The sequence below is a fragment of the Paenibacillus wuxiensis genome (assembly GCF_040195695.1).
GTDB classification, from domain to species: Bacteria; Bacillota; Bacilli; order Paenibacillales; family Paenibacillaceae; genus Paenibacillus_B; species Paenibacillus_B suaedae.
The window spans coordinates 355243-375187 of sequence record NZ_JBEFZI010000001.1 but is presented as its reverse complement, the minus strand read 5'-3'; the positions used below and the strand labels follow the sequence as shown (position 1 = coordinate 375187).

Below are 19945 nucleotides of genomic sequence, written 5' to 3'. Positions count from 1 at the left end.
ATACAAAAAGCCTAAGTGGCTAATCCAATCTGGAATAGCGACTTAGGCTTCCTTGCAATCCGATTACAATATGATGGCGATTAATCCACCTGAGCCTTCGTTGATGATCCGGCCCAATGTCTCTTGAAGCTTGTAGCGAGCGTTGTCTGGCATCATGGCGATTTTGCCTTGTATGCCTTCGCGAACGATGGAATGCAGGGATCTACCGAAAATATCAGATTCCCAAATCTTCGTTGGATCGTTTTCAAAGTCCTGCATCAAGTAGCGCATCAGCTCTTCGCTCTGCTTCTCCGTTCCGATAATCGGAGCGAATTCCGATTCAACATCGACGCGAATCATATGAATGGAAGGAGCAGTTGCTTTGAGCCGCACCCCGAAGCGTGAGCCTTGTCTAATCAGCTCAGGCTCATCGAGAGCCATTTCGTTCAAGGTAGGCGCTGCAATGCCATAGCCAGTTGTCTTCACCATTTCAAGCGCATCCGCGAATCGGTCATATTCCCGCTTCGCATGTGCGAATTCCTGCATCAACTGAAGCAAGTGATCCTTGCCTCGTATTTCTACCCCGACCACTTCCATCAGAATTTGGTCGTACAATTCGTCCGGCGCGTACAAATCAATCTCAGCAACACCTTGACCCATGTCCATGCCGCTCAAACCAGCTCGGGCAATAAAGTCATACTCCATAAATTGCTGCACAACACGATCAACATCCCGCAGGCGTCTAATATCTTTGACTGTATCCCGTACCGACGACTCATAGCTGGAGCGCAGCCAATGAGTATCGTTCAGAACCATAACCCAGCTCGGAAGATTCACGTTGACTTCATGTACTGGGAATTCATACAGAACTTCACGAAGAACGCCCATTACATCTTCTTCGCCCATCGTCGCCGCACTGAGCGCCATTACTGGGATGTCATATTTAATCTGCAGCTCATTGCGGAGTGCAATCGTCTCATCACTGCGAGGCTTCGTCGAGTTAATAATCAGTACGAATGGCTTGCCAACTTCCTTTAACTCTTGAATGACGCGCTCCTCGGATTCGATATACGAGCTTCGAGGAATCTCAGCAATCGTACCATCAGTCGTCACAACAACGCCCAATGTGGAGTGCTCTTGAATGACTTTGCGTGTCCCGATTTCGGCCGCTTCCTGGAATGGAATCGGCTCCTCGAACCACGGCGTATTAATCATGCGCGGGCCATTCTCATCTTCGTAGCCTTTGGCTCCGGTTACTGCATAGCCAACACAATCCACTAGACGAACGTTAACATCCAAGCCTTCCGCTACTTTAATTTGAACTGCATTATTCGGAACGAATTTGGGTTCGGTCGTCATAATGGTCTTACCTGCTGCGCTTTGCGGCAATTCGTCAACTGCGCGAATGCGGTCGGATTCATTCGTGATATTAGGCAATACGACCGTTTCCATAAATCGTTTGATGAACGTCGATTTCCCTGTGCGGACCGCACCGACGACCCCGAGGTAAATATCCCCGCCGGTACGCTCGGCTATGTCCTTAAAAATGTCCACTTTCTCCAATTGATATCCCCTCCTCAAATTTTTCCGACGGACTACGAGACAACGTTCGCCTCTCGCCCTTCAGAAACGATTGGCACCGTTGCTAGGATTGAGCTGTTGCCGTTGTCGCCAGTGTTCGCCGCCGAGATTTCACGTCGTACAAGGGCATTTCGACGCAACTCGTACATGCTTTTGGACTAGTAACATCTTATTTGCTAGATGGCATAAATATGCCCCTCACACAAAACATTTTTCGTAAATGATTCAGTTCTAGTAGATAGTGATGCTCATCCGTGAGTGACCCCCCACTTGGGCACGAACACAAAAGGTCGTATCAACAAACGCCTTCCAAATCAGATATATGAAGTTAGAAATGAAGTATGACATTATCTTGCATATCGATGAGTAAATCGTCTTTTCTATTTCTGTACCAACCTGTCATCCATGTTCGCATGCAAAAAAGACCAGTCGAACATATCGACCGGCCTTCCTTTCATTCCATTTGTCTATTTGGAAGTCTCTTCTTGAGGTACAGGCGCACCGTTGCTCCATTTGTACGCGACTGACTTCACTGGCACAAAGAAGGAGGCATCCGCAAGCATGGGCCTCAGATCCTTCTCTTGACCTGTAGGCTGCTTCCCAGAGGTTTCCACAAGCTGCATAATATCCTGCGCATAATCTGCGTATACCCTTCCTTGCTCATCCATCATGAACGACAGTACACTTCGGCTGAACGGACTTCGAACTTCTACAGGCTGTATCCCTATCAGCTTCTCATCAATTCGATAGAATCCAGGATATACTTCCTCCTGCTTCGGCAACGCACCCTTAGCCCGTATATGCGCATCAACAGCACGAGCAAGATCATTGACCCGCTGTGAAGTAAGTAAATCCATCACCTTCACTTTCGGAATCGTCTCTTCATCAATAATCAGATACACACCCGAGCCACCTGATTCAAATGCACTCCCGGGAATTGCGCTAAGCAGATCTTTTCGCTTGAGCAATTCAAAGTTCACACGGAACTTCTCATATCGTGGAACACTCTCATCGCTGCTTACTAGCGGAAGCAGACCTGTATCCTTCTGATACTGATCCACAGCATTTTGGACAAGAAGTACGCCCTCACGAACCGATTGTTGGCTTTCCTTGCGCATCTCCTTCGGATATAAGCATCCTTGAAGTGTCATGCTCATGATAACGAATAGCACGATACAACAGATTTGTCTCCCCGACCTCAACTACTTCTCCTCCTAAGTCACAATCACAATTCCACACTTGAAGATAGAGCTGTTCATTTTATTCTGGCATTACCACAAGCTGTCATCTTCCTGTTCCGCTAGCTTGCGGCGAATAATGGCTTTCAGAGGATCTTCTGGGACTTCCACCGTAATCGTACCTGGATTCCCTGTCAGCAGTGTCTGGCACGATAAACGAAGCCCAGTTGCTGAATGGATACCTAGCTTGCTGCTCTCTGCTAACGTGGGCTCTCCAATTAGTCCTTCTTTATCCGCTGATACCTGTACTTTACACATCAAGCAGCCCGCCTTCCCGCTGCATCTTGTGCGTATCGGAACACCTGCGCGTTGCGCGGCATCCAATAACGACATCGAGCGCTTAGCCCCCCATACCTTGCCAGAAGGCTCGAACCGCACGTTTGTCCCCATACTAGCCAGCCCCTTTCCTCAACGTTGGTAGGGCTACATGCGACTCCACCTTTATTTACAAATCATTTACATTAGACTAATAAAAAAGACATCAGATTCGGACACCTTTCATTCACGATGGAACGTATATACGCAGGTTCCGAGCAATTTGCCAATACCGTATTCATAGCAGCAATATGCTGCTCAGGAGCAGCATTGATTACCTGTGCGATCGAAGCTGTACGATCTTCCCGCTGACGCAATATATTGAAAACCAATTCATGAGCTAGCGGCATTAACGCGATGCGAAATCTGTCAATATTATAGATGACGCGATGATTCCATAAGGCATCACGAATGATTGTATTGTATTGGCATTGCGGTGTAGTCACAATGAATTGACCAACCAATTCAATGGGAACTCCGCATATTTGATAATGACTTAATAAGGAATGATAAGTACTCGTTGCATTCCATTCGGGCGCATCGGTTGCATATGGATTCCATTGCTCCTGTAGATGCTTTGCATCGGACTCATCCGCATAGATATCCACATCACGAGGCTCCCGGCCAAGCGGTACCCCTTGTAGAACTAATCCACAGCTCCCACCTAGCATCCAGTGCTTCATATCGTTGTTCGCTGATGCTACTAATTGTTCAATTGTCCCCATTATTGGTTCGGATAATGATATCATGCCATTTGCTCCATTCACATTTGAATCCATACTGCATTATTCAGGCTGCCAGTCACCAGTCAGGCCTATGATCAAAAATACGGCTTGTGAACTGCACGAATGAAGCCATCCGCTTCTACAACGACCTGACAAGAGAGCCGATAACCCTGCTCGAATTCTTCTTCCTCCATACGGTTCCACTCTGCATCAGTCACTTCGGATACATATTCTCGTCCATCTTCGATTAAGCAGCGACATCTCGCACATGTTCCGCGCGTGCAAGCATAATTCCAATCTACTCCAGATTCCTTTGCGGCATCCAGCAGAGTAGTACCTACAGGTACAGATATACTCGCTTGCTTCGTCTTGCCTATGAATAGGATGTCCACCATCCTCAATCACACTCCTTCGACCGTCTTATCGTCAATGACGATATGTATTGAGTAAAGTGTTAATTACGCCTACAAGATGGAGAAAAATCCATATACCATACCTGCAAGCAGCATAATGAACGCAATAAGCGAAAGAATACCTCGTACCCAGCCTCTCGTCTTACTTCTGGCAAAAGCAATGAGCAGTGCAGAAAAGGCCATTAGGCCTATTCCTATAAAGGATACCCACATTTTTGTCATACTGTCCATTTTCCCGATTCTCCCATTCGTTCAAACTGCTCTCATTATACCATTCGATGAATTAGAAGAGAAACGTTTTGCACGAACATGCACAAAAAAACGACACAATCAGCTACTCGCTGTCGTGTCGTCTTCTTTTTACATCATATCGATTGTGCCTGCTACTTCTTCATCAACTTCATCAATGCTTCCAGGTTGTTTGCGTTAACTCCGCTCTTCTTCACGGTGCTGACAATGTCATTTATTGTCGACTCTGAGACAGGTAGTTTGGCCATTGAAGCAACTTGCTTAATCAACTGCCGCAACTGCGCCTCATTCTGCATCGTCGAAGGCTTCACCGTACCTGCAAGCTTCTTGATTTGATTCTCCGTTATGTTCTTGCCAGACTTCTTATTGATTGCATTCAATGCATCCTTCGGAAATTTATTCGACATATCGCCCCTCCTCGGGTCTGTACTCTATACAGTGTATGTCGACGAATAAATGAAGGTGATAAGGATACTAGCCAATAATAGAGTCCATGCAAGCCCATCAATATCTAGGATGACCAATCCGATGTGGCCACTTCTTCAATTTCGTTCTTACGAACTCGACCCATTAAGCATTCAACTGCTGTCTTTGGATCACGAGATTCGAATAATACTCGATATAACTGCTCTGTAATCGGCATTTGGACGTCATATCGATCAGCCAAGAAATGAGCCGCCTTCGTTGTACGGATACCTTCAACGACCATCCCCATATGAGCCAACACCTCAACAACCGCCATACCTTGACCTATCAGCGAGCCAGCTCTCCAGTTTCGGCTATGTCTGCTCGTACAAGTTACAACTAGATCGCCAACGCCCGCAAGGCCGGCAAATGTCATCGCATTCGCTCCCATCACAACTCCGAGCCGAGCAATCTCAGCCAAGCCGCGTGTTAACAAAGCTGCCTTGCCATTATCCCCGAACTCCAGTCCATCGGATAAGCCTGCGCCTAATGCAATTATATTTTTGAGCGCTCCTGCAAGTTCCACACCAATCACATCTGGATTGGTATAGACACGAAAGAAGGATTCGTTCATAAATAAATCCTGTGCTTGTTCAGCAGCCTTCGTACTGGTTGATGCAACGACTACCGTTGTTGGACATTGCTTCACAACCTCTTCGGCATGGCTCGGACCTGACAGCACAGCTATTCGATCTGAGCTGCATCCAAGCTCCTCTACAAGCACCTCTGACATGCGCTTTAACGTTTCGGTTTCAAATCCCTTCGTCGCATGTACGACAACCATCTCGTCCGTCAAATACGGCTTCATCATTCCCGCAACTTGGCGCATCGCAGCAGATGGTGCTACAACAACGCAAGCCTTCGCACCGCTCATAGCCTCTTCGACGGAATTGGTTGCCCGAATGCCGGGATGCAAGGTAACGTTCGGCAGATATTTCCCGTTCGTATGCACCGTATTGATCTCTTCTGCCTGCTGTTCATTTCTCGTCCATAGATACACATCGTGTCCATTATGGGCGAGAACCTCGCTTAGGGCAGTCCCCCAGCTTCCGGCTACGAATACAGCAACTTTAACGGACACGGGACACGCCCCCTTTGCTCGCGCCAAGTCGATTCTCAGTCCCTTGAACCAGCTTAACGATATTGCTCCGATGACGATAGAATGCAAATAGGCATAACAGCAAACTGCCCCAGAAAATGCTCCAATCATATTGGAATACCAAAATAAATATCGGAGTCAGTCCAGCAAAAAGCAATGATCCTAACGAAACATAACGTTTCCAAGCAATTGAAGCAATCGCGATAATGCCAGCACATAGGGCTGGCCAAAAAGCTAGAACGGCCAGCACCCCAATTGTGGTAGCGATCCCCTTCCCCCCGCGGAAGCGAAAATAAACGGGCCAGTTATGACCAACGATGGCTGCAATCCCGCTTAGCACCATGACCCATGTGTAATCCGATAGCAAATACCCCATAAGAACGGCTACCATTCCTTTGGCCGCATCAAGCAGGAGAACCCCAGCCGCTGGCCCTTTGCCTAATACGCGCAACGTATTGGTCGCGCCCGCATTACCGCTCCCGTGTTGACGGATATCAATACCACGAAGCCACTTTCCAATCAGAAGACTAAAGCTGACTGAACCAAGAAGGTAACTCGCTACAATTGCGATAATAGATAGCGTCAATTCCGCTCGCTCCTAACTTTCGTCGGATTTCCGGCGTGTGAATATCCGGATCGGTGTCCCTTCAAAGTCGAACGCTGCACGGATACGATTATCTAAATATCGCTCATAGGAGAAGTGCATCAGTTCAGGATCATTAACGAATACGACAATCGTTGGCGGTTTAACCGCAACTTGAGTCGCATAATTGATTCTGAGACGTCTTCCCTTATCCGTTGGCGGCGGATTATAGGCGACTGCATCAGTTACAACGTCATTTAACAAATGTGTTGGAATGCGTTTGGCATGCTGCTGAGCAACATGCTGTACGACAGGAAGCAGTTTATGTAAACGCTGCTTAGTCTTCGCAGACAAGAACACAATCGGTGCGTACGTCATAAATAAGAAATGGTCGCGAATCTTGGTTTCGAATTGCTGCATAGTCTTATCATCTTTATTAACGATATCCCATTTATTGACGACGAACAGCACCGCCTTGCCTGCCTCATGCGCATAGCCTGCAATATGCTTGTCTTGTTCAATAATGCCTTCTTCACCATTAATGACGACGAGTACGACATCTGCTCGCTCGATTGCCTTCATCGAACGCATGACACTGTACTTTTCAGTCGTCTCATATACTTTGCCACGCTTGCGCATACCCGCCGTATCGATGAGCACGAACCTCTGATCGTCCTTCTCGAACGGTGTATCGATTGCATCGCGTGTTGTTCCCGCTACATCACTGACGATAACGCGCTCTTCGCCGAGTATTGCGTTAACCAGAGAAGACTTACCTACGTTCGGTCGGCCGATCAAGGCTACCTTAATGACATCTTCATCATATTCTTCATCCGATAAATCCGGGAGATTATTTACGACTTCATCCAGCAAATCACCAATCCCTGTACCGTGAGATCCTGAAATCGGAACTGGATCCCCAAAGCCAAGGCTGTAGAATTCATAAATGTCATCCATACGACTCATGTTGTCGACTTTATTTACCGCTAGAACAATCGGCTTGCCTGAGCGGAATAACATCTGTGCCACTTCTTCATCCGCTTGCGTTACGCCGGACTTCGCTTCGCACATAAATACAATTACATCTGCTTCCTCTATCGCAAGCTCCGCTTGCACGCGGATGGAACGCAGCATTTCATCTTCACCATAAACTTCGATTCCGCCTGTGTCGATAATATTGAACGGCTTGCCAATCCACTCTCCCGTTCCGTATATACGGTCACGAGTTACACCAGGCTTGTCCTCCACTATAGCCAATCGGTCGCCGATGATTCGGTTGAAAATGGTGGACTTGCCGACATTCGGCCGCCCGACAATGGCAACAATGGGTTTTGCCATGCAGTTCACTCCTTCATATTTTGCAACTATACACGTACATCATCATATCAAAAAAAGCGGGTCTTGGCTAACGTAAATGGTTGAAATACTCGAAGAAAGCGCATTTCCCACTATTGTTCGGAGCCAAGAAGCCCTTTCAAAAACCGTTCTTTCATCCACACCATCATAATTGACATCAAACGTACAAGCAGAAACGACAGCCACCATACATCCTGAACTTGCCCTTCTCCAGCAGTAATTAACGTATGCAGACGCAGATGGATGAGAACTTCTCCTAAGGTTAACCCAAGTGTCAAGATGATCCATTGCAGCTGCCAATTCGTTGTAAACAACAGAATATAACACGAGAAGATGCCTGCTATTAGCCAGATGTTTGTTTGAGAATTCGACATTTGCATGGAAAATCGGCTTAATAGCTCAAGCCACATCCAAATTGCAGCTAGCATGGCGACATGGCCGCATACGGTAATGAGCTTTCCACCTGACTGTTGCCCAAGGAAAAATACAGCCAACACCATCCATAGCACCCATGCACCATTTATTTGATTGCCGTAAGACAGCGCTATCGTCCAATTATGAAGAAGCAGCCAGCTAAGTCCGACAATAATCACCTGTGTCCGCGTAACAGCCGCGAATAGGGACGTACGCCAACCGCTTGCTATCAAGATTGCAAAGCAAACCCACACCGCTACTGACAACACACCTGATGAAGTCATCGAGACCGCGCCCCCTTCCTTGTCTGATGCTATTATTTGATGCACAGTACAAAAATAAACGGCAGACTCTAAAGAGTCCGCCGTTATTTGCATTTATGAATAGATTAGTTTTTGAACTTATTCAACATATCGCCAAAACGCTCAGCAAGCGTAACGCTCATTGCTTGGTTCGTAAGAGATACATTTGGGTTGTTCAATTCTTCTTTTACTTTTTTCTCAGCCTTCGGTGCTGGTGCTGCAGGAGCTTCTTCTGTTTCCTTGATGCTGAGGCTTACTCTCTTATCAGCAGGGTTGAAATCAAGCACTTTTACTTGTACAGATTGACCTTGCTTCAATACTTCGTAAGGTGTAGCAACGTGACGATGAGCGATTTGGGAAACGTGAACCAAACCTTCTACGCCAGGAGCCACTTCAACGAATGCACCAAAATCAACCAAACGCTTCACTTCACCCGTTAGGATATCGCCTGTCTTGATGTTGTTGCCCGCTTGTTCCCAAGGGCCTGGTTGAGTTGCTTTCATGCTTAGGCTGATTTTGCCGTTAGCAGGATCAACCTTCAGTACTTTTACTTTTACCTTTTGACCTTCGGATACAACATCAGAAGGCTTCTCAACATGGCTCCATGCCAATTCAGACACGTGAACAAGTCCATCAACACCGCCAACATCAACGAATGCACCAAATTGAGTCAAGCGTTGAACTGTTCCTTCGAGCTCTTGGCCTTCAGTCAAGCCTTCCATAACGCGAATTTTATTAGCTTCAAATTCCGCTTCCAATACATCCTTTTGAGAGAGGATAAGCTTGTTGTTCTCGCGGTCAATTTCTTTTACTTTCACGCGGAGCGTACGACCTTTGTATTCGCTGAAATCTTCAACGAAATGACGTTCAACCATGGATGCAGGGATGAATGCACGAACGCCAACATCAGCTACAACGCCGCCTTTTACAACATCAGCGACTGTTACTTCGAACACATCCTGTGCTTCAAAGTGCTTCTGCATGTCGTCCCAAGCCTGTTCGCTGTCAACTTGACGCTTGGACAGAACAAGACGTTCCTTCTCATCGTCAATGCTAACAACCTTGCATTCAACTTCCTGGCCCACTTCAACCACATCTGCAGCATTGTCAACCGATACCGCAGTTAGCTCGCGTACAGGAATGATGCCATCGTATTTATAGCCAATGCTTACTACTGCTTGATTGTCATCAATTTTGACGATTGTGCCTTTTACGGTGTCACCTTTCTTCAAGGAAACGATGTTCTCCAACGCTTCTTGGCTTGCCGTTTCGGCAGTTTCGTTAACTTTTGTTTCTTCAGACATGTGAAATACCTCCTCGATTGAACCCCATTTATTCAAAACCCGCTCCACGAATGAAGCAGAGTTCCTTACCAACTATTGGTCACTGCATACCAGAAAAATAATACCTGTAGTATCATACCATCGAAGCAAAAACATGCATGAATTACGAAGCAGCCGTTTCCTCGAGTATAATGCGATGGATATGCTCCATAATGCGTTCAGTCGCCAGCTCGAGTGCACCGCTTCCATGCTCCAATAAGTCAGACATGTCAATCGGCGGGCCATATACGACCTTCGTCTTGCGGAACAGCTTATATTCCCCAATTACGGCAACAGGAACAACGGCAGCCCCGCTCTTCAAGGCAATCATCGCTGCACCTTTCTTCGCTGCGACAGCACCATCTGTATTGCGTGTGCCTTCCGGGAAGATCCCCATGATGTCTCCGTCGCGAAGCAGGTTAAAAGCAGTTCGAATGGTTTCTTTGCCCACTCCGCCGCGCTTAACCGGAAAGGCTCCGAGACCGTTTATAATCTTACCCAGCACTGGGACGTCGAATAGTTCAGCCTTCGCCATAAAACGAACCTTACGATCCAACATAATCCCGATTGCTGGAGGGTCTAATAAGCTTATATGATTGGAGCAGAGGACTACACCGCCCTCTTTAGGAACGTAATCCTTCCTCTTCGCTTCAAGTCGAAACAAGAACCGGTATAATACTCGAAGCAATGCTCTTGCAAACGTATAGAACATAATTGTTACAGCTCACCAACTCTTTTGTAAATTAGCACGCTCAACGATCGTCGAAACAACATCAGCAATCGCCATTCCTGTCGTATCAAGCAGAACGGCATCTTCAGCTTGACGAAGTGGTGACACCTCACGTGTCTCGTCCTGACGATCCCGATCCGCAATCTCTTGGATAAACGTCTCAAGAGAAGCGTTCTCCTTGTCCTTCCATTCTGCATAACGTCTGCGGGCTCGTTCCTCCACAGAGGCTGTGATGAACCACTTCAATTCTGCATCAGGAAGTACATGTGTACCGATGTCTCGTCCATCCATAACGACACCTTTGCGTGTTGCCATTTGACGCTGCATATGTACTAACTGCTCACGAACGACTTGGGATTTGGCATAATCAGATGCCAAACGGCTGATCTCAGACGTACGAATTGCATCCGTAACATCTTCGCCATTCAAAATAACGAATTGCCGCTCGCCTTCTGGCTTCAGTTCCAAGGTGACTCGTTTCAGCTCTTCAGAGAGTGCTGCTGCCTCATCGGGTTGAATGCCGACTCGTGACATGTGAAGAGATATCGCCCGGTACATCGCACCGGTATCTATGTATACATACCCAAGCTCTTGCGCAACTAGGCGTGCAACCGTACTCTTACCAGCTCCCGCAGGCCCGTCGATGGCAATATTTATGTGATGTCTGCTGTGATCTGACTGTGTCAACGGGGCTGACTCCCTTCGTAGAAAAACATTTCATGCACCATTCAAGAAAAAAGCAGGCGTTGCCTGCGACGTGAAAATTATACCACACATAGAATAGGGATGCAAAAAGGGAATCGCAGTCACCTCTTCTGCAAGCCTCTATCGAATGATAGATTCTCTTCCTCAAAAGGAGGATGAAAAGGAACCCCTTCCAGCCTATCCACAGGCGACACCCACGGTCGAAACGTATCAACAAGCAGTAAGGATTGGGCGGCTACAACACAGAGTACGAACCATAATAACGAGCGAACTAGCCATTTCGATAATAAGCCGCATAGCTCAGGATGTGTGATATGTTTTGAATAAGTGCGCCATGCTATTTTACGGTTTGGTTTCTTCTTCAATCGTCTGTGCATAAGAAGTCACCCCTTCGTTTTGGAAGTAGTATGGCAACCCTGCAATCAAGCTATGCACAGTTTCAACCCATATGTATGTTATTTCCGTAAATCCAACTGCCGTTCAAAACAATAACGAATCAGTTTCTGCTGTTCTACATTTGCAATCTGGTCAAACTTAAGCATGATTAACTGGCGCTCATCATTGAGAGGCTGAACACGAACAATCTGCCCAGTAAAGAAAACATGCTCGATAGCACCGTTGCGGAACGGTACTGCAACCCAGCTTTGGATGATTTGTGATTCGCGCAGCCCCCATTTGGACTCGGTAACAAAGGAGAGGCCACCACCGCTAATATCCTCTGTCAATGCTAGAAATTTCACACCATCCAACGTACTGATCGCCATCTCCAACGACGCTTGTACACGCAAATAGTTGCGTCTCTGCATTCGTGATACCCAATGGGGCTCAGGCTTCCGAATTGACATCATCGGAATGGTTTCATTGCGCCTGCCCATTACCTGTGTACGAAAATGCCACTTTACCCCATCTGATTGCGAGAAGTAGACATTCAGCTCCTCTCCATTGGAGAACAAGCCGTATTTACCCGTCTGTTCCGATAGCGGGATTTCCATCCAGATCAGCTGTTCATTTATCTCCGTTACTCTCGCCTTATAGGCAAACCCGTCCACTTCTTCCCGAACTGGCTGCACGTACAAGGTGTCACTGACATTCGGTAACATATGCTTCCCCTCCATGAAGATTATACCATGATACCAATATGCCAAAAAGGAAAAGGTTCCAATTCCCTTGCTAGGAATTGGAACCTTTATTAGCCTTCATTTATGATTTGAGAAGCTTCATTTCTTCAATCTGTTCTTCAGTTCCATTGTCGGCATTAATGTACACACGGTAAGCACCGCCATTAATTTTGCCTCCGAACTCATAACAGAGCACTTCTTCAGACAGATCATTTTTAATAAGCGACATGCGGTCATACATAACGTCCATGTCAGGATTCAGCATTGCTTGCGCCTCTTTTTTGCCCAACTTCGGCTTGCCAACCTTGCGCTCCTTGCCTTCATAGACGAAATCAGCTGCCTGCAGCCCGGTAACTTCGCCATTGTCCAATGCTACGCGAGCTGTCACCTGCTGCGGATATAGATATACGCCATCAGCAACCGGAACTAGTGTAAGACTGCCTGTATTATTGTACTCATCATAACGAACTGCAGCCATGTCAGGATAGTCATTCTTCTTCAGGAATCGCTTCGCTGAGTCTTCGGCTTGCGCCATCGTCAACTTTTTCTTGCCAACGGGACGCGTGTCCATATATGACATCAGAAAGCCTTGTTTCGTGTAGTCCATCGTGAGGGCACTGCCATCGTTCTTATATTTCGTGAAGACGGTATACGACTCATATTCGGTACCTTTGCCGTTCTTTCTAACTTGAACGGGTTCATTTGGCTTCTTAATTAGGAATTTCTCTGCTTTTTCTTTAATTTGCTGCTCTGATAGTGGATTTCCCTTCAGCATCTTCACGGAGCGCTTCGTATACACGCTTGATATAGAAGGTCCCCAGTTCAGCTCTGGGTACTCGCTAACCTTTTTATCCACCGTTTTGAAGCCGTCGATAATTGTATTATCCATCGTCTTCTTCTCGGAGGCCATTGCCGTCTCAACATCCATCCAGCGCAAACTTTGACTGATGACTTTATTCTGAACCTGCTGCAAGTCTTGTGAGATTTGAGCAGCATTCTGGTGCAGTGTCTTCAGAATTTTCACCTCATCATCACTAAGAGGCTGCTTCGTCATATCTCTTACAGCAGCTCGATATGAGAAGTTTGAGATCCGTGATAAGAAGTCTTCTGTCTTGTTAAATGGCAGCAGCGTCAACGGCAGCTGATTAATTTCATTTTGCGCCTGGCTTGTAATTCTCCATACATTCACAAGGCCTTTGCGGTGCATCGCTTGCGATTTGGAGTTAACTGCAAGTGTTTGTCCCAGTTCAGAATGCAGTTTATCAACATGATACGTCAAATCATGAAAGGCACGCTGATATTGGTTCTCTGCCTTAATCAATATAGAGTTCTTCTCTTGATGCTCTTGATATCCCCATACAATCGCCCCAATAAATAAGAGCGCAAAAATCGGAAACATCACTGCACTTAATCGTTTATACATGGTACAAACGTCTCCCTTCACAGCTACTTATACATCATAGTGATGTTAGTTTGCTGGATATCAGGGAGGTTTATGCATCGATTCCCATTATTGCACTCTTATTACGATACTTATATTGGCTCTTCATCAATATGAAACGCATCTCGATTATCACAGATGCATTGTTTGAAGCCCGTTTCAATTCGACCCTTTTCCCGTTTGCCACGTAGAATGAATTTTTCGCCGCAGCATTGGCAGCGAATGGTTACCTTCACCCTCACATGAGCCCTCCTTGCTACCATGTACTGCCCCCGTTCGTGCCGTGCACAACTTGAGCATGTAATAGAGGTTGTTCAAAAATTCCGCTTTTGATCACGAAGTAAATCATGGAGTGGACTCGGCATCGAATCTTGAATTCAGCCGGACCTTCCGGTGCTCATGTACCCAAAACGTACACTCCGCTCCTCAGGCCCTAGCTTCATCCAATCTTCTCGGTGCTGAAAACCGGCCTTTTTGAACTCGCACTAATAGTAGCATTCCCATTATTGCTCCATATTAACCTCATCTTCCGGATTCATTAATCGGAGCGGAGATCGGGCATTGGCACGACGTACTTTCCCCATGCCGTAATACCAGAGAAACAGCATCAGCGGCACGATGAACCACAGCCAGTAACGGGTGGACATCATTAGGATAAGATCATACACTCCATGCCAGAACAACGGTAATCCAATCGAGTACATTAAATATTTACGTGATCGACCGCCAAGGAATTTTGCCTTTCCCATGTAATAGCCCATGATGACACCAAATAAGGCATGTCCGGATACAGGCAGCAAGGCACGCATGAGCATTTGAGAGAATGACGTCTGATTAAGCCATGCGTACATGACATTCTCTATGGTCGCAAATCCGAGCGACACCGCAACTGCATACAGAATCCCATCATAGTGTTCATCGAACTCTACATGATTGTAGATCATGTGGTACAGCACGAACCATTTGACAAATTCCTCTACACCGGACGAGATTAGAAAAGAATACACATACGGATTGTTTCCCCACCACAACACAAGGCCATGTTGAATAATCATGATTGGGAATACAATAAGAAACCCGAGTAGAAAGACACGAATGACCATATGAATCGGTTCATAGTCATATCGATCCTTCAAGTAGAAATACGCCAGCAATGCAATTCCTGGAGCGATTGCTGCTGTAAGCAAAGGCAATATAGGCGTCGAAGCTTCACCAGATTGTGCCGCCATCTGAGAAGTGTCTGCGACTAGCATGCCGATAGCAGTTAGCAAAGTCACCTTCACATCCTCCTTTGGCGGCTATACATAAAAATTATGATCATTTGGATAACAGTAAGTATACCATACGTTTGCAATGTACGCTTACCCTGTCGAATGCTAGGGAATAATGATGGTTTCAAATGAAGATATCGAAACGGGCAGTGTCCAAATCATTGGAAAATGCATATATTGGTTGACGTAGCCATCTGCTGGAAAAACACGAAACAGGGAGCCCGAATTTTTCACTTGCCATGAAAAATCTCAAGCCCCCCTGTTCACGGACGCATATTAAACTGTCCTACGCGCGACGCGGACTGAAATGTGTACAAGTAACGTCGATGGCATCCTCTGCAATGATACACTTCCCATACTCCTCCAGAACAGCTGTCGTCACTGACGCCGCTTCTCCATACTCAGCCATGATTGCAATGAAGGCTTGCAATCGCTGAGGATCCGTATTTGCCGGCTCCGCATGGAAAATCCACTGTCCATTATATTGGTAGAGCGCACCTGGTACGGTAAAATTGCCATGAACCGTATGTGCCGCCTCGATGAAGTCTTCAAAATCTCGAAATGCGAATACGATCGTATCGCTCTCCTCAAGCGTTACTTCCATTTCATATACATCATCCAACTCGTCATCCTCAATGCCGTCACCATGACCTGAAGCATGGTTCCACTGCGTTCGCGTTACGATAACTACCATACCTTGTGCAGGCATTGCGAATACTTCTACGGCTAATGGTCCCGTCGCATCAAATCCGAGTTCGGTATACGCCTGATCCATCATTTCCGCGAACAGTTCCTGCAGCTTAGACATTTCCCGCCACAGATCGTCGCGTTTGATCCCGCGCTCAGACAAATCGTCGAACGTAAGGAAAATTCGAATCTTGTCTTGACTGATACGTTCGATCTTCATGACAGGACCCTCCTTTGCAACTTCGGTTATAACAGATTATGAAGCAACATATAATATGTGCTGAAAATGGTTCTATGTAATTCATGTTATCATTTCTTGTATGGATTTGCACTACATAAAATAGTTGTCAGAGAGTAAATGTACCAAACATTGAAGAAGCTGCCGAAGAAATTCGGCAGCTTTTAAGATAAAATTTCCTCAGCTATCAGTGAGTGGACTGTTGTTCTTCGAACGGCTTGCTGCGTGGAGCAGCTTGCGTTTTGGAAACGCTAGATACTGTTGTAGTAGACGTTTCTGTTTTCACAGCTGACAAATCGGATGGCGTCGGAGCCAGCCCATTTTCACGCAAAATCGCATCCACCTTGCGCTTCACTTCTGGATCGCGCTCAATCAGTTCCTTGACACGATCCAAGCTGAATGAGTCCGACTTAGATGCCTCTTTGGACAACTTCTTCATGTCAAGCAAGGAAGCAATATCCGGCATATTGGACGTCGTCACATCCATAACCTTATCCTTCGCTTTGCCAACCACATCCTGGACGACATTGCCTGCAACATGCAATTTGGATTGCAAATTAGCCAGCGAACGTCTGTCAGCCAAGTACATACCAGCCAGAACGCCAATGGCTGCACCAGAAATGAACGATGTCACTTTCACTGTTGTTCCCTCCTTCAATTCGTTAGGATCAATTGTAGTGTGAGCGCAACTGTATCGAACCATCCGGTAAAAAATCAGGAAATCTGGCCATCAATGCCCGAACGAAGCGTAATAAAATGTGCCTCAGGCTTACATAATAAACGAAAAGGAACATGCGAGGTGCCGAACCCCTTCGTGATAAACAATGTTGTAGAACCTTGTCCAAGAAAATTATGCCATCCACATAGATATTTGCGGTAAAACTTAGAGGTGCGAAGCGGCCCGTATCCAGGCAGGTAAATTTGCCCTCCGTGCGTATGTCCTGACAATACGAGATCAATCCCTTGCAGCTCAGCCTTGCGCAAGGACAGCGGATCATGTGTTAGAACAATGGTACAGCTAGGCTCTTGTTCTGGCTCACTCATAGCAAGCTTCACATTCGTTCGCTTCGAGCTATAGTCATCCCAACCAACAAGCCATATAAATTGACCATTCTGCTCCAACCGCATTGCTTCATTGTCCAGCACCTTAACACCTAGCTGATTCAGCTTATCATCTAACTCCCGAACATCGGCCTTATAATCATGATTGCCATGTACAGCCGTCACAGGCCCTAATTGGCGCAGCTTCGCTATATTCTCCACACTGGATTCCAGATGAGCACCTTGATCAGTCATATCCCCACCGACAAGAAACAAAGAAGCCTGTTGATGACCCAAAATCTGCTCAATATGTCTGACAGTCAATTGCCTTCGATGAAAGTCACTTATAAAAAACAAGCGGACCCCGTCGAATGTCGACGGCAACCGCTTCAGCACCACTTCTTCTTCTGTAATTGTAAACCCCCGTGCTTCCCATAACATATAAACAACAAGCATTCCGGCTGCTGCCAGCAAGCCTGCAATGACAGTAAAAGCAACCATCATCGATTACCCCTCCAGCCCCAGCTTATGACGACCCCAAAATAGTAGTCCAATTAACAATCCTACAAATAATAAAAATAGAAAATTATAAAACCATTTTGTCAGTCTAACATAACTCGACGGAAATAACTTCTTGCGTGACGGCAATGAACGATCATCCATATCTTCATCTGATGCGGAGATATTCTCTGCAAGATGAAGCAGCTGTTCTTCCGATATCGCATGGTTGCTGTCTTGTTGCTCCGTATGTGTGTCTTTCTTCGATGAATTTTCTCTCAATGAACGTAAAGCATCTAGTGCCGGGCTATGTAGGTCTGGCTCTTGCTTGCGAGAGAACCCTCGAAATAAAGGGTGTGGGTGATTCTCGCTCATACTTCCCTCCGAAATCGTATAATGAGTCCCATAATGAGATCAATGATAAAATGTGCTAGTATAGGAGCCCACAGGGTTCCTGTCCACTCATAAATAGTACCCAAAGCAAAGCTAATTAGAAACACCATTCCAGTTGGTAACCAATGGCGCAAATAACGTACATGGATAGCTGCGAAAATAATACTCGTCCAATATGCTCCAAATGCGTGCTGTATTGCCCCGCGAAAGAGCATTTCCTCACATACGCCAACGATAAAAGAGATAGCAATTATATGCCATATTGGACGATTGCGGAAGAGCTTTTCATTCACCCCACCGTCGTCCGTCATATCATCAGGAACAAATCTAGAAACCGCGATGTCAACAACAATAACTAGAGCAGCCAATCCCGCTCCAAGCCATAGCCATGACAGATTCGATGTCTGTGTAGTTAGCAATAAGAAAGGATTTCTGCCTTGAAGCCAAATCCACACCAAACCAAGAATCAGTGTGATTCCCTGTGTTACATACAAATTAAGAAGAAGCACCTTATCATCTAACTGTTGTATGTCTACTTGTCGAGATTTGAAATCATTCCATTTCTGTTTCATTACATCCCTGCCTAACGAGTTAGCAATCCATATTATATCCCTCAATAGATGCATCATATCAGATTGAAGATGGTTCATTCAAGTTGAGGAATCTGCAAAATCTGCGATTGTATTGCCTAATGCGACACTGCCTTGTAAAATAAATGCACTTCACACGAGAGGAGACCGATTTTTTGCCTGTATCTATGCATTTCAATTGCACCTTCTATATCGATGATGATCTGAGAGAGGTTCCGCACTCCCTCTCTGATATGTGTAATGCCATTGCTTATATAAAAGAACAGACCCAATCTGATCAGCAGAATCAAGAGGAATTAGGAAGACAATACGGAATGCTGGGTGTTTACAGCCGAATTGTCGGCAATTACGCGGACAGCATTACGTGCTTAACTTCCGCAATCTCTATTCATTCTGCAATGAACAATGCTAAGCAGGTGTGGATCAATAAGCTCCGTCTCGCTCATACCTATCAATGGATGCGTGACTTCCACACATCGAACCGCATGTTCGACGATCTATTGGAACATGCGATTTCGAACGATCAACATTTCAATTTGCTTGACTTTCTCTATCAACATTATGGTAAAAATCTATATGACCAATACAAGTACGAATCAGCTCTCCCTTGGTTTGAAAAAGGATTAAAAATCCGAACAAAGTCCGAAAACGAAGAACTGATCCATTCTTCCCAAATCGCAATAGACGCCTGTATAAAACATATTCTTAAAGAAACCGGCAAATCATCATAATCCGTACAATTTACAAATATTCTACAGTTATGTTCGTATAAAAATCTATTGACACCCTAACATTTGCATGGTACATTAAGTAAAATTTCATGAGTCAAACGGTGAAGGAAACGAACATTCAGTGAAGCCTGCAGAGAGCCGATGGTCGGTGTGAATCGGTGGCGGATTGACTTGTTCCAGCGTTCCGGAGTTGTTGCGTCGAACCCTGATGGCAGTAGGCGTAACCGAATCGAACCCGTTAACGTTCGGCGTCTAGCATAGACGCGTAAGGCTGCTTGTGCGAATAAGCAGCGAATTAGGGTGGCACCACGAAGATGGAACTCTCGTCCCTTACTACGGTCGTAGTTTGTGGACGGGAGTTTTTTGCTATATTCTGGATACATAACCAAGGCCTCATTTCAACAGCAAGATAACGGCATTGCCGTTTCTAATACAATATATAGCTATGCTCAGGAGGGAGA

General features: G+C 46.0%; 24 protein-coding genes and 1 other annotated feature. Of the genes, 1 reads left to right on the top strand and 23 read right to left on the bottom strand.

The window, feature by feature from the left end; genetic code table 11:
* Positions 1-63: 63 nt before the first annotated feature.
* The 23 genes from spoIVA to ABN764_RS01600 form a co-directional block, all read right to left on the bottom strand.
* Positions 64-1542: a stage IV sporulation protein A gene (gene spoIVA, locus ABN764_RS01710; RefSeq protein ID WP_021252893.1), complete on the bottom strand. Its 1479-nt coding sequence runs from the start codon at positions 1540-1542 to the stop codon at positions 64-66.
* A 485-nt stretch (positions 1543-2027) separates the two neighbouring features.
* A complete protein-coding gene (locus tag ABN764_RS01705) occupies positions 2028-2762 on the bottom strand; it encodes a YphF family lipoprotein (protein WP_315744353.1) in 735 nt (244 codons plus the stop codon).
* Positions 2763-2831: 69 nt separating this feature from the next.
* Entirely contained in the window at positions 2832-3188 is a 357-nt protein-coding gene (locus tag ABN764_RS01700) for a 2Fe-2S iron-sulfur cluster-binding protein (protein ID WP_446670735.1), read from the bottom strand.
* A 71-nt stretch (positions 3189-3259) separates the two neighbouring features.
* Positions 3260-3862 (bottom strand): nucleotidyltransferase family protein, encoded by a 603-nt coding sequence (locus ABN764_RS01695; RefSeq protein WP_446670734.1) that lies wholly within the window; start codon positions 3860-3862, stop codon positions 3260-3262.
* Between the two features lie 71 nt (positions 3863-3933).
* Positions 3934-4233 (bottom strand): 2Fe-2S iron-sulfur cluster-binding protein, encoded by a 300-nt coding sequence (locus ABN764_RS01690; RefSeq protein WP_446670733.1) that lies wholly within the window; start codon positions 4231-4233, stop codon positions 3934-3936.
* A 69-nt stretch (positions 4234-4302) separates the two neighbouring features.
* On the bottom strand, positions 4303-4482 hold the full coding sequence (locus ABN764_RS01685) for a DUF2768 family protein (protein ID WP_065290844.1): 180 nt from the start codon (positions 4480-4482) through the stop codon (positions 4303-4305).
* A 152-nt stretch (positions 4483-4634) separates the two neighbouring features.
* Positions 4635-4907 (bottom strand): stage VI sporulation protein F, encoded by a 273-nt coding sequence (locus tag ABN764_RS01680; protein WP_021252899.1) that lies wholly within the window; start codon positions 4905-4907, stop codon positions 4635-4637.
* A 104-nt stretch (positions 4908-5011) separates the two neighbouring features.
* Positions 5012-6046: an NAD(P)H-dependent glycerol-3-phosphate dehydrogenase gene (locus ABN764_RS01675; RefSeq protein ID WP_446670732.1), complete on the bottom strand. Its 1035-nt coding sequence runs from the start codon at positions 6044-6046 to the stop codon at positions 5012-5014.
* Positions 6036-6650 (bottom strand): glycerol-3-phosphate 1-O-acyltransferase PlsY, encoded by a 615-nt coding sequence (plsY, locus tag ABN764_RS01670; RefSeq protein ID WP_072727937.1) that lies wholly within the window; start codon positions 6648-6650, stop codon positions 6036-6038. Before plsY ends, ABN764_RS01675 begins: the two co-directional genes overlap by 11 nt.
* Positions 6651-6662: 12 nt before the next feature.
* Positions 6663-7985: a ribosome biogenesis GTPase Der gene (der, locus tag ABN764_RS01665; protein ID WP_021252902.1), complete on the bottom strand. Its 1323-nt coding sequence runs from the start codon at positions 7983-7985 to the stop codon at positions 6663-6665.
* A 110-nt stretch (positions 7986-8095) separates the two neighbouring features.
* Positions 8096-8701 (bottom strand): hypothetical protein, encoded by a 606-nt coding sequence (locus ABN764_RS01660; RefSeq protein ID WP_174808430.1) that lies wholly within the window; start codon positions 8699-8701, stop codon positions 8096-8098.
* 104 nt (positions 8702-8805) lie between these two features.
* Positions 8806-10023 (bottom strand): 30S ribosomal protein S1, encoded by a 1218-nt coding sequence (gene rpsA / locus ABN764_RS01655; protein WP_065290841.1) that lies wholly within the window; start codon positions 10021-10023, stop codon positions 8806-8808.
* Between the two features lie 142 nt (positions 10024-10165).
* Complete coding sequence (locus ABN764_RS01650) at positions 10166-10753, bottom strand: lysophospholipid acyltransferase family protein (RefSeq protein ID WP_021252905.1); 588 nt, start codon at positions 10751-10753, stop codon at positions 10166-10168.
* Between the two features lie 12 nt (positions 10754-10765).
* Positions 10766-11458, bottom strand: coding sequence for a (d)CMP kinase (gene cmk, locus ABN764_RS01645; protein WP_268623318.1), 693 nt, complete (start codon positions 11456-11458; stop codon positions 10766-10768).
* 119 nt (positions 11459-11577) lie between these two features.
* Positions 11578-11853, bottom strand: coding sequence for a hypothetical protein (locus tag ABN764_RS01640; RefSeq protein ID WP_174808432.1), 276 nt, complete (start codon positions 11851-11853; stop codon positions 11578-11580).
* A gap of 78 nt (positions 11854-11931) precedes the next feature.
* The gene (locus ABN764_RS01635) at positions 11932-12576 is read right to left on the bottom strand and encodes a flagellar brake protein (RefSeq protein ID WP_446670731.1); all 645 of its coding nucleotides are present in this window, start codon (positions 12574-12576) and stop codon (positions 11932-11934) included.
* Positions 12577-12676: 100 nt separating this feature from the next.
* Positions 12677-14017, bottom strand: a complete 1341-nt coding sequence (gene ypeB, locus ABN764_RS01630) for a germination protein YpeB (protein WP_174808433.1) — start codon at positions 14015-14017, stop codon at positions 12677-12679.
* Positions 14018-14538: 521 nt separating this feature from the next.
* Positions 14539-15264: a glutamic-type intramembrane protease PrsW gene (gene prsW, locus ABN764_RS01625; RefSeq protein ID WP_051249867.1), complete on the bottom strand. Its 726-nt coding sequence runs from the start codon at positions 15262-15264 to the stop codon at positions 14539-14541.
* A gap of 328 nt (positions 15265-15592) precedes the next feature.
* The gene (locus ABN764_RS01620; RefSeq protein ID WP_021252911.1) at positions 15593-16213 is read right to left on the bottom strand and encodes a genetic competence negative regulator; all 621 of its coding nucleotides are present in this window, start codon (positions 16211-16213) and stop codon (positions 15593-15595) included.
* A 205-nt stretch (positions 16214-16418) separates the two neighbouring features.
* Positions 16419-16871, bottom strand: coding sequence for a DNA-directed RNA polymerase (locus ABN764_RS01615; RefSeq protein WP_072727932.1), 453 nt, complete (start codon positions 16869-16871; stop codon positions 16419-16421).
* Between the two features lie 74 nt (positions 16872-16945).
* The gene (locus ABN764_RS01610; protein WP_227774401.1) at positions 16946-17776 is read right to left on the bottom strand and encodes a metallophosphoesterase; all 831 of its coding nucleotides are present in this window, start codon (positions 17774-17776) and stop codon (positions 16946-16948) included.
* Positions 17777-17779: 3 nt separating this feature from the next.
* Positions 17780-18145, bottom strand: a complete 366-nt coding sequence (locus ABN764_RS01605; protein WP_021252914.1) for a hypothetical protein — start codon at positions 18143-18145, stop codon at positions 17780-17782.
* Positions 18142-18735 carry a type II CAAX endopeptidase family protein gene (locus tag ABN764_RS01600; protein ID WP_065290875.1) on the bottom strand — a complete coding sequence of 198 codons (594 nt, stop codon included), beginning with the start codon at positions 18733-18735 and terminating at the stop codon, positions 18142-18144. The genes ABN764_RS01605 and ABN764_RS01600 overlap by 4 nt, the downstream gene beginning before the upstream one ends.
* A gap of 173 nt (positions 18736-18908) precedes the next feature.
* Between ABN764_RS01600 and ABN764_RS01595 the strand changes: the two genes are divergently transcribed.
* Positions 18909-19484, top strand: a complete 576-nt coding sequence (locus ABN764_RS01595) for a tetratricopeptide repeat protein (RefSeq protein WP_446670730.1) — start codon at positions 18909-18911, stop codon at positions 19482-19484.
* A gap of 92 nt (positions 19485-19576) precedes the next feature.
* Positions 19577-19818: a binding site (T-box leader), on the top strand.
* Positions 19819-19945: the final 127 nt, after the last annotated feature.

Coding starts and splice junctions, on each gene's coding strand:
- ABN764_RS01635 (WP_446670731.1), bottom strand. CDS start 12,576: ATGTTACCGAATGTCAGTGACACCTTGTACGTGCAGCCAGTTCGGGAA.
- ABN764_RS01650 (WP_021252905.1), bottom strand. CDS start 10,753: ATGTTCTATACGTTTGCAAGAGCATTGCTTCGAGTATTATACCGGTTC.
- ABN764_RS01600 (WP_065290875.1), bottom strand. CDS start 18,735: ATGAAACAGAAATGGAATGATTTCAAATCTCGACAAGTAGACATACAA.
- ABN764_RS01610 (WP_227774401.1), bottom strand. CDS start 17,776: ATGATGGTTGCTTTTACTGTCATTGCAGGCTTGCTGGCAGCAGCCGGA.
- ABN764_RS01660 (WP_174808430.1), bottom strand. CDS start 8,701: ATGACTTCATCAGGTGTGTTGTCAGTAGCGGTGTGGGTTTGCTTTGCA.
- ABN764_RS01690 (WP_446670733.1), bottom strand. CDS start 4,233: ATGGTGGACATCCTATTCATAGGCAAGACGAAGCAAGCGAGTATATCT.
- rpsA (WP_065290841.1), bottom strand. CDS start 10,023: ATGTCTGAAGAAACAAAAGTTAACGAAACTGCCGAAACGGCAAGCCAA.
- ABN764_RS01685 (WP_065290844.1), bottom strand. CDS start 4,482: ATGGACAGTATGACAAAAATGTGGGTATCCTTTATAGGAATAGGCCTA.
- prsW (WP_051249867.1), bottom strand. CDS start 15,264: ATGGCGGCACAATCTGGTGAAGCTTCGACGCCTATATTGCCTTTGCTT.
- der (WP_021252902.1), bottom strand. CDS start 7,985: ATGGCAAAACCCATTGTTGCCATTGTCGGGCGGCCGAATGTCGGCAAG.
- ABN764_RS01605 (WP_021252914.1), bottom strand. CDS start 18,145: ATGAGCGAGAATCACCCACACCCTTTATTTCGAGGGTTCTCTCGCAAG.
- ABN764_RS01680 (WP_021252899.1), bottom strand. CDS start 4,907: ATGTCGAATAAATTTCCGAAGGATGCATTGAATGCAATCAATAAGAAG.
- ABN764_RS01700 (WP_446670735.1), bottom strand. CDS start 3,188: ATGGGGACAAACGTGCGGTTCGAGCCTTCTGGCAAGGTATGGGGGGCT.
- ABN764_RS01640 (WP_174808432.1), bottom strand. CDS start 11,853: ATGCACAGACGATTGAAGAAGAAACCAAACCGTAAAATAGCATGGCGC.
- ABN764_RS01620 (WP_021252911.1), bottom strand. CDS start 16,213: ATGAAGATCGAACGTATCAGTCAAGACAAGATTCGAATTTTCCTTACG.
- ABN764_RS01695 (WP_446670734.1), bottom strand. CDS start 3,862: ATGATATCATTATCCGAACCAATAATGGGGACAATTGAACAATTAGTA.
- ypeB (WP_174808433.1), bottom strand. CDS start 14,017: ATGTATAAACGATTAAGTGCAGTGATGTTTCCGATTTTTGCGCTCTTA.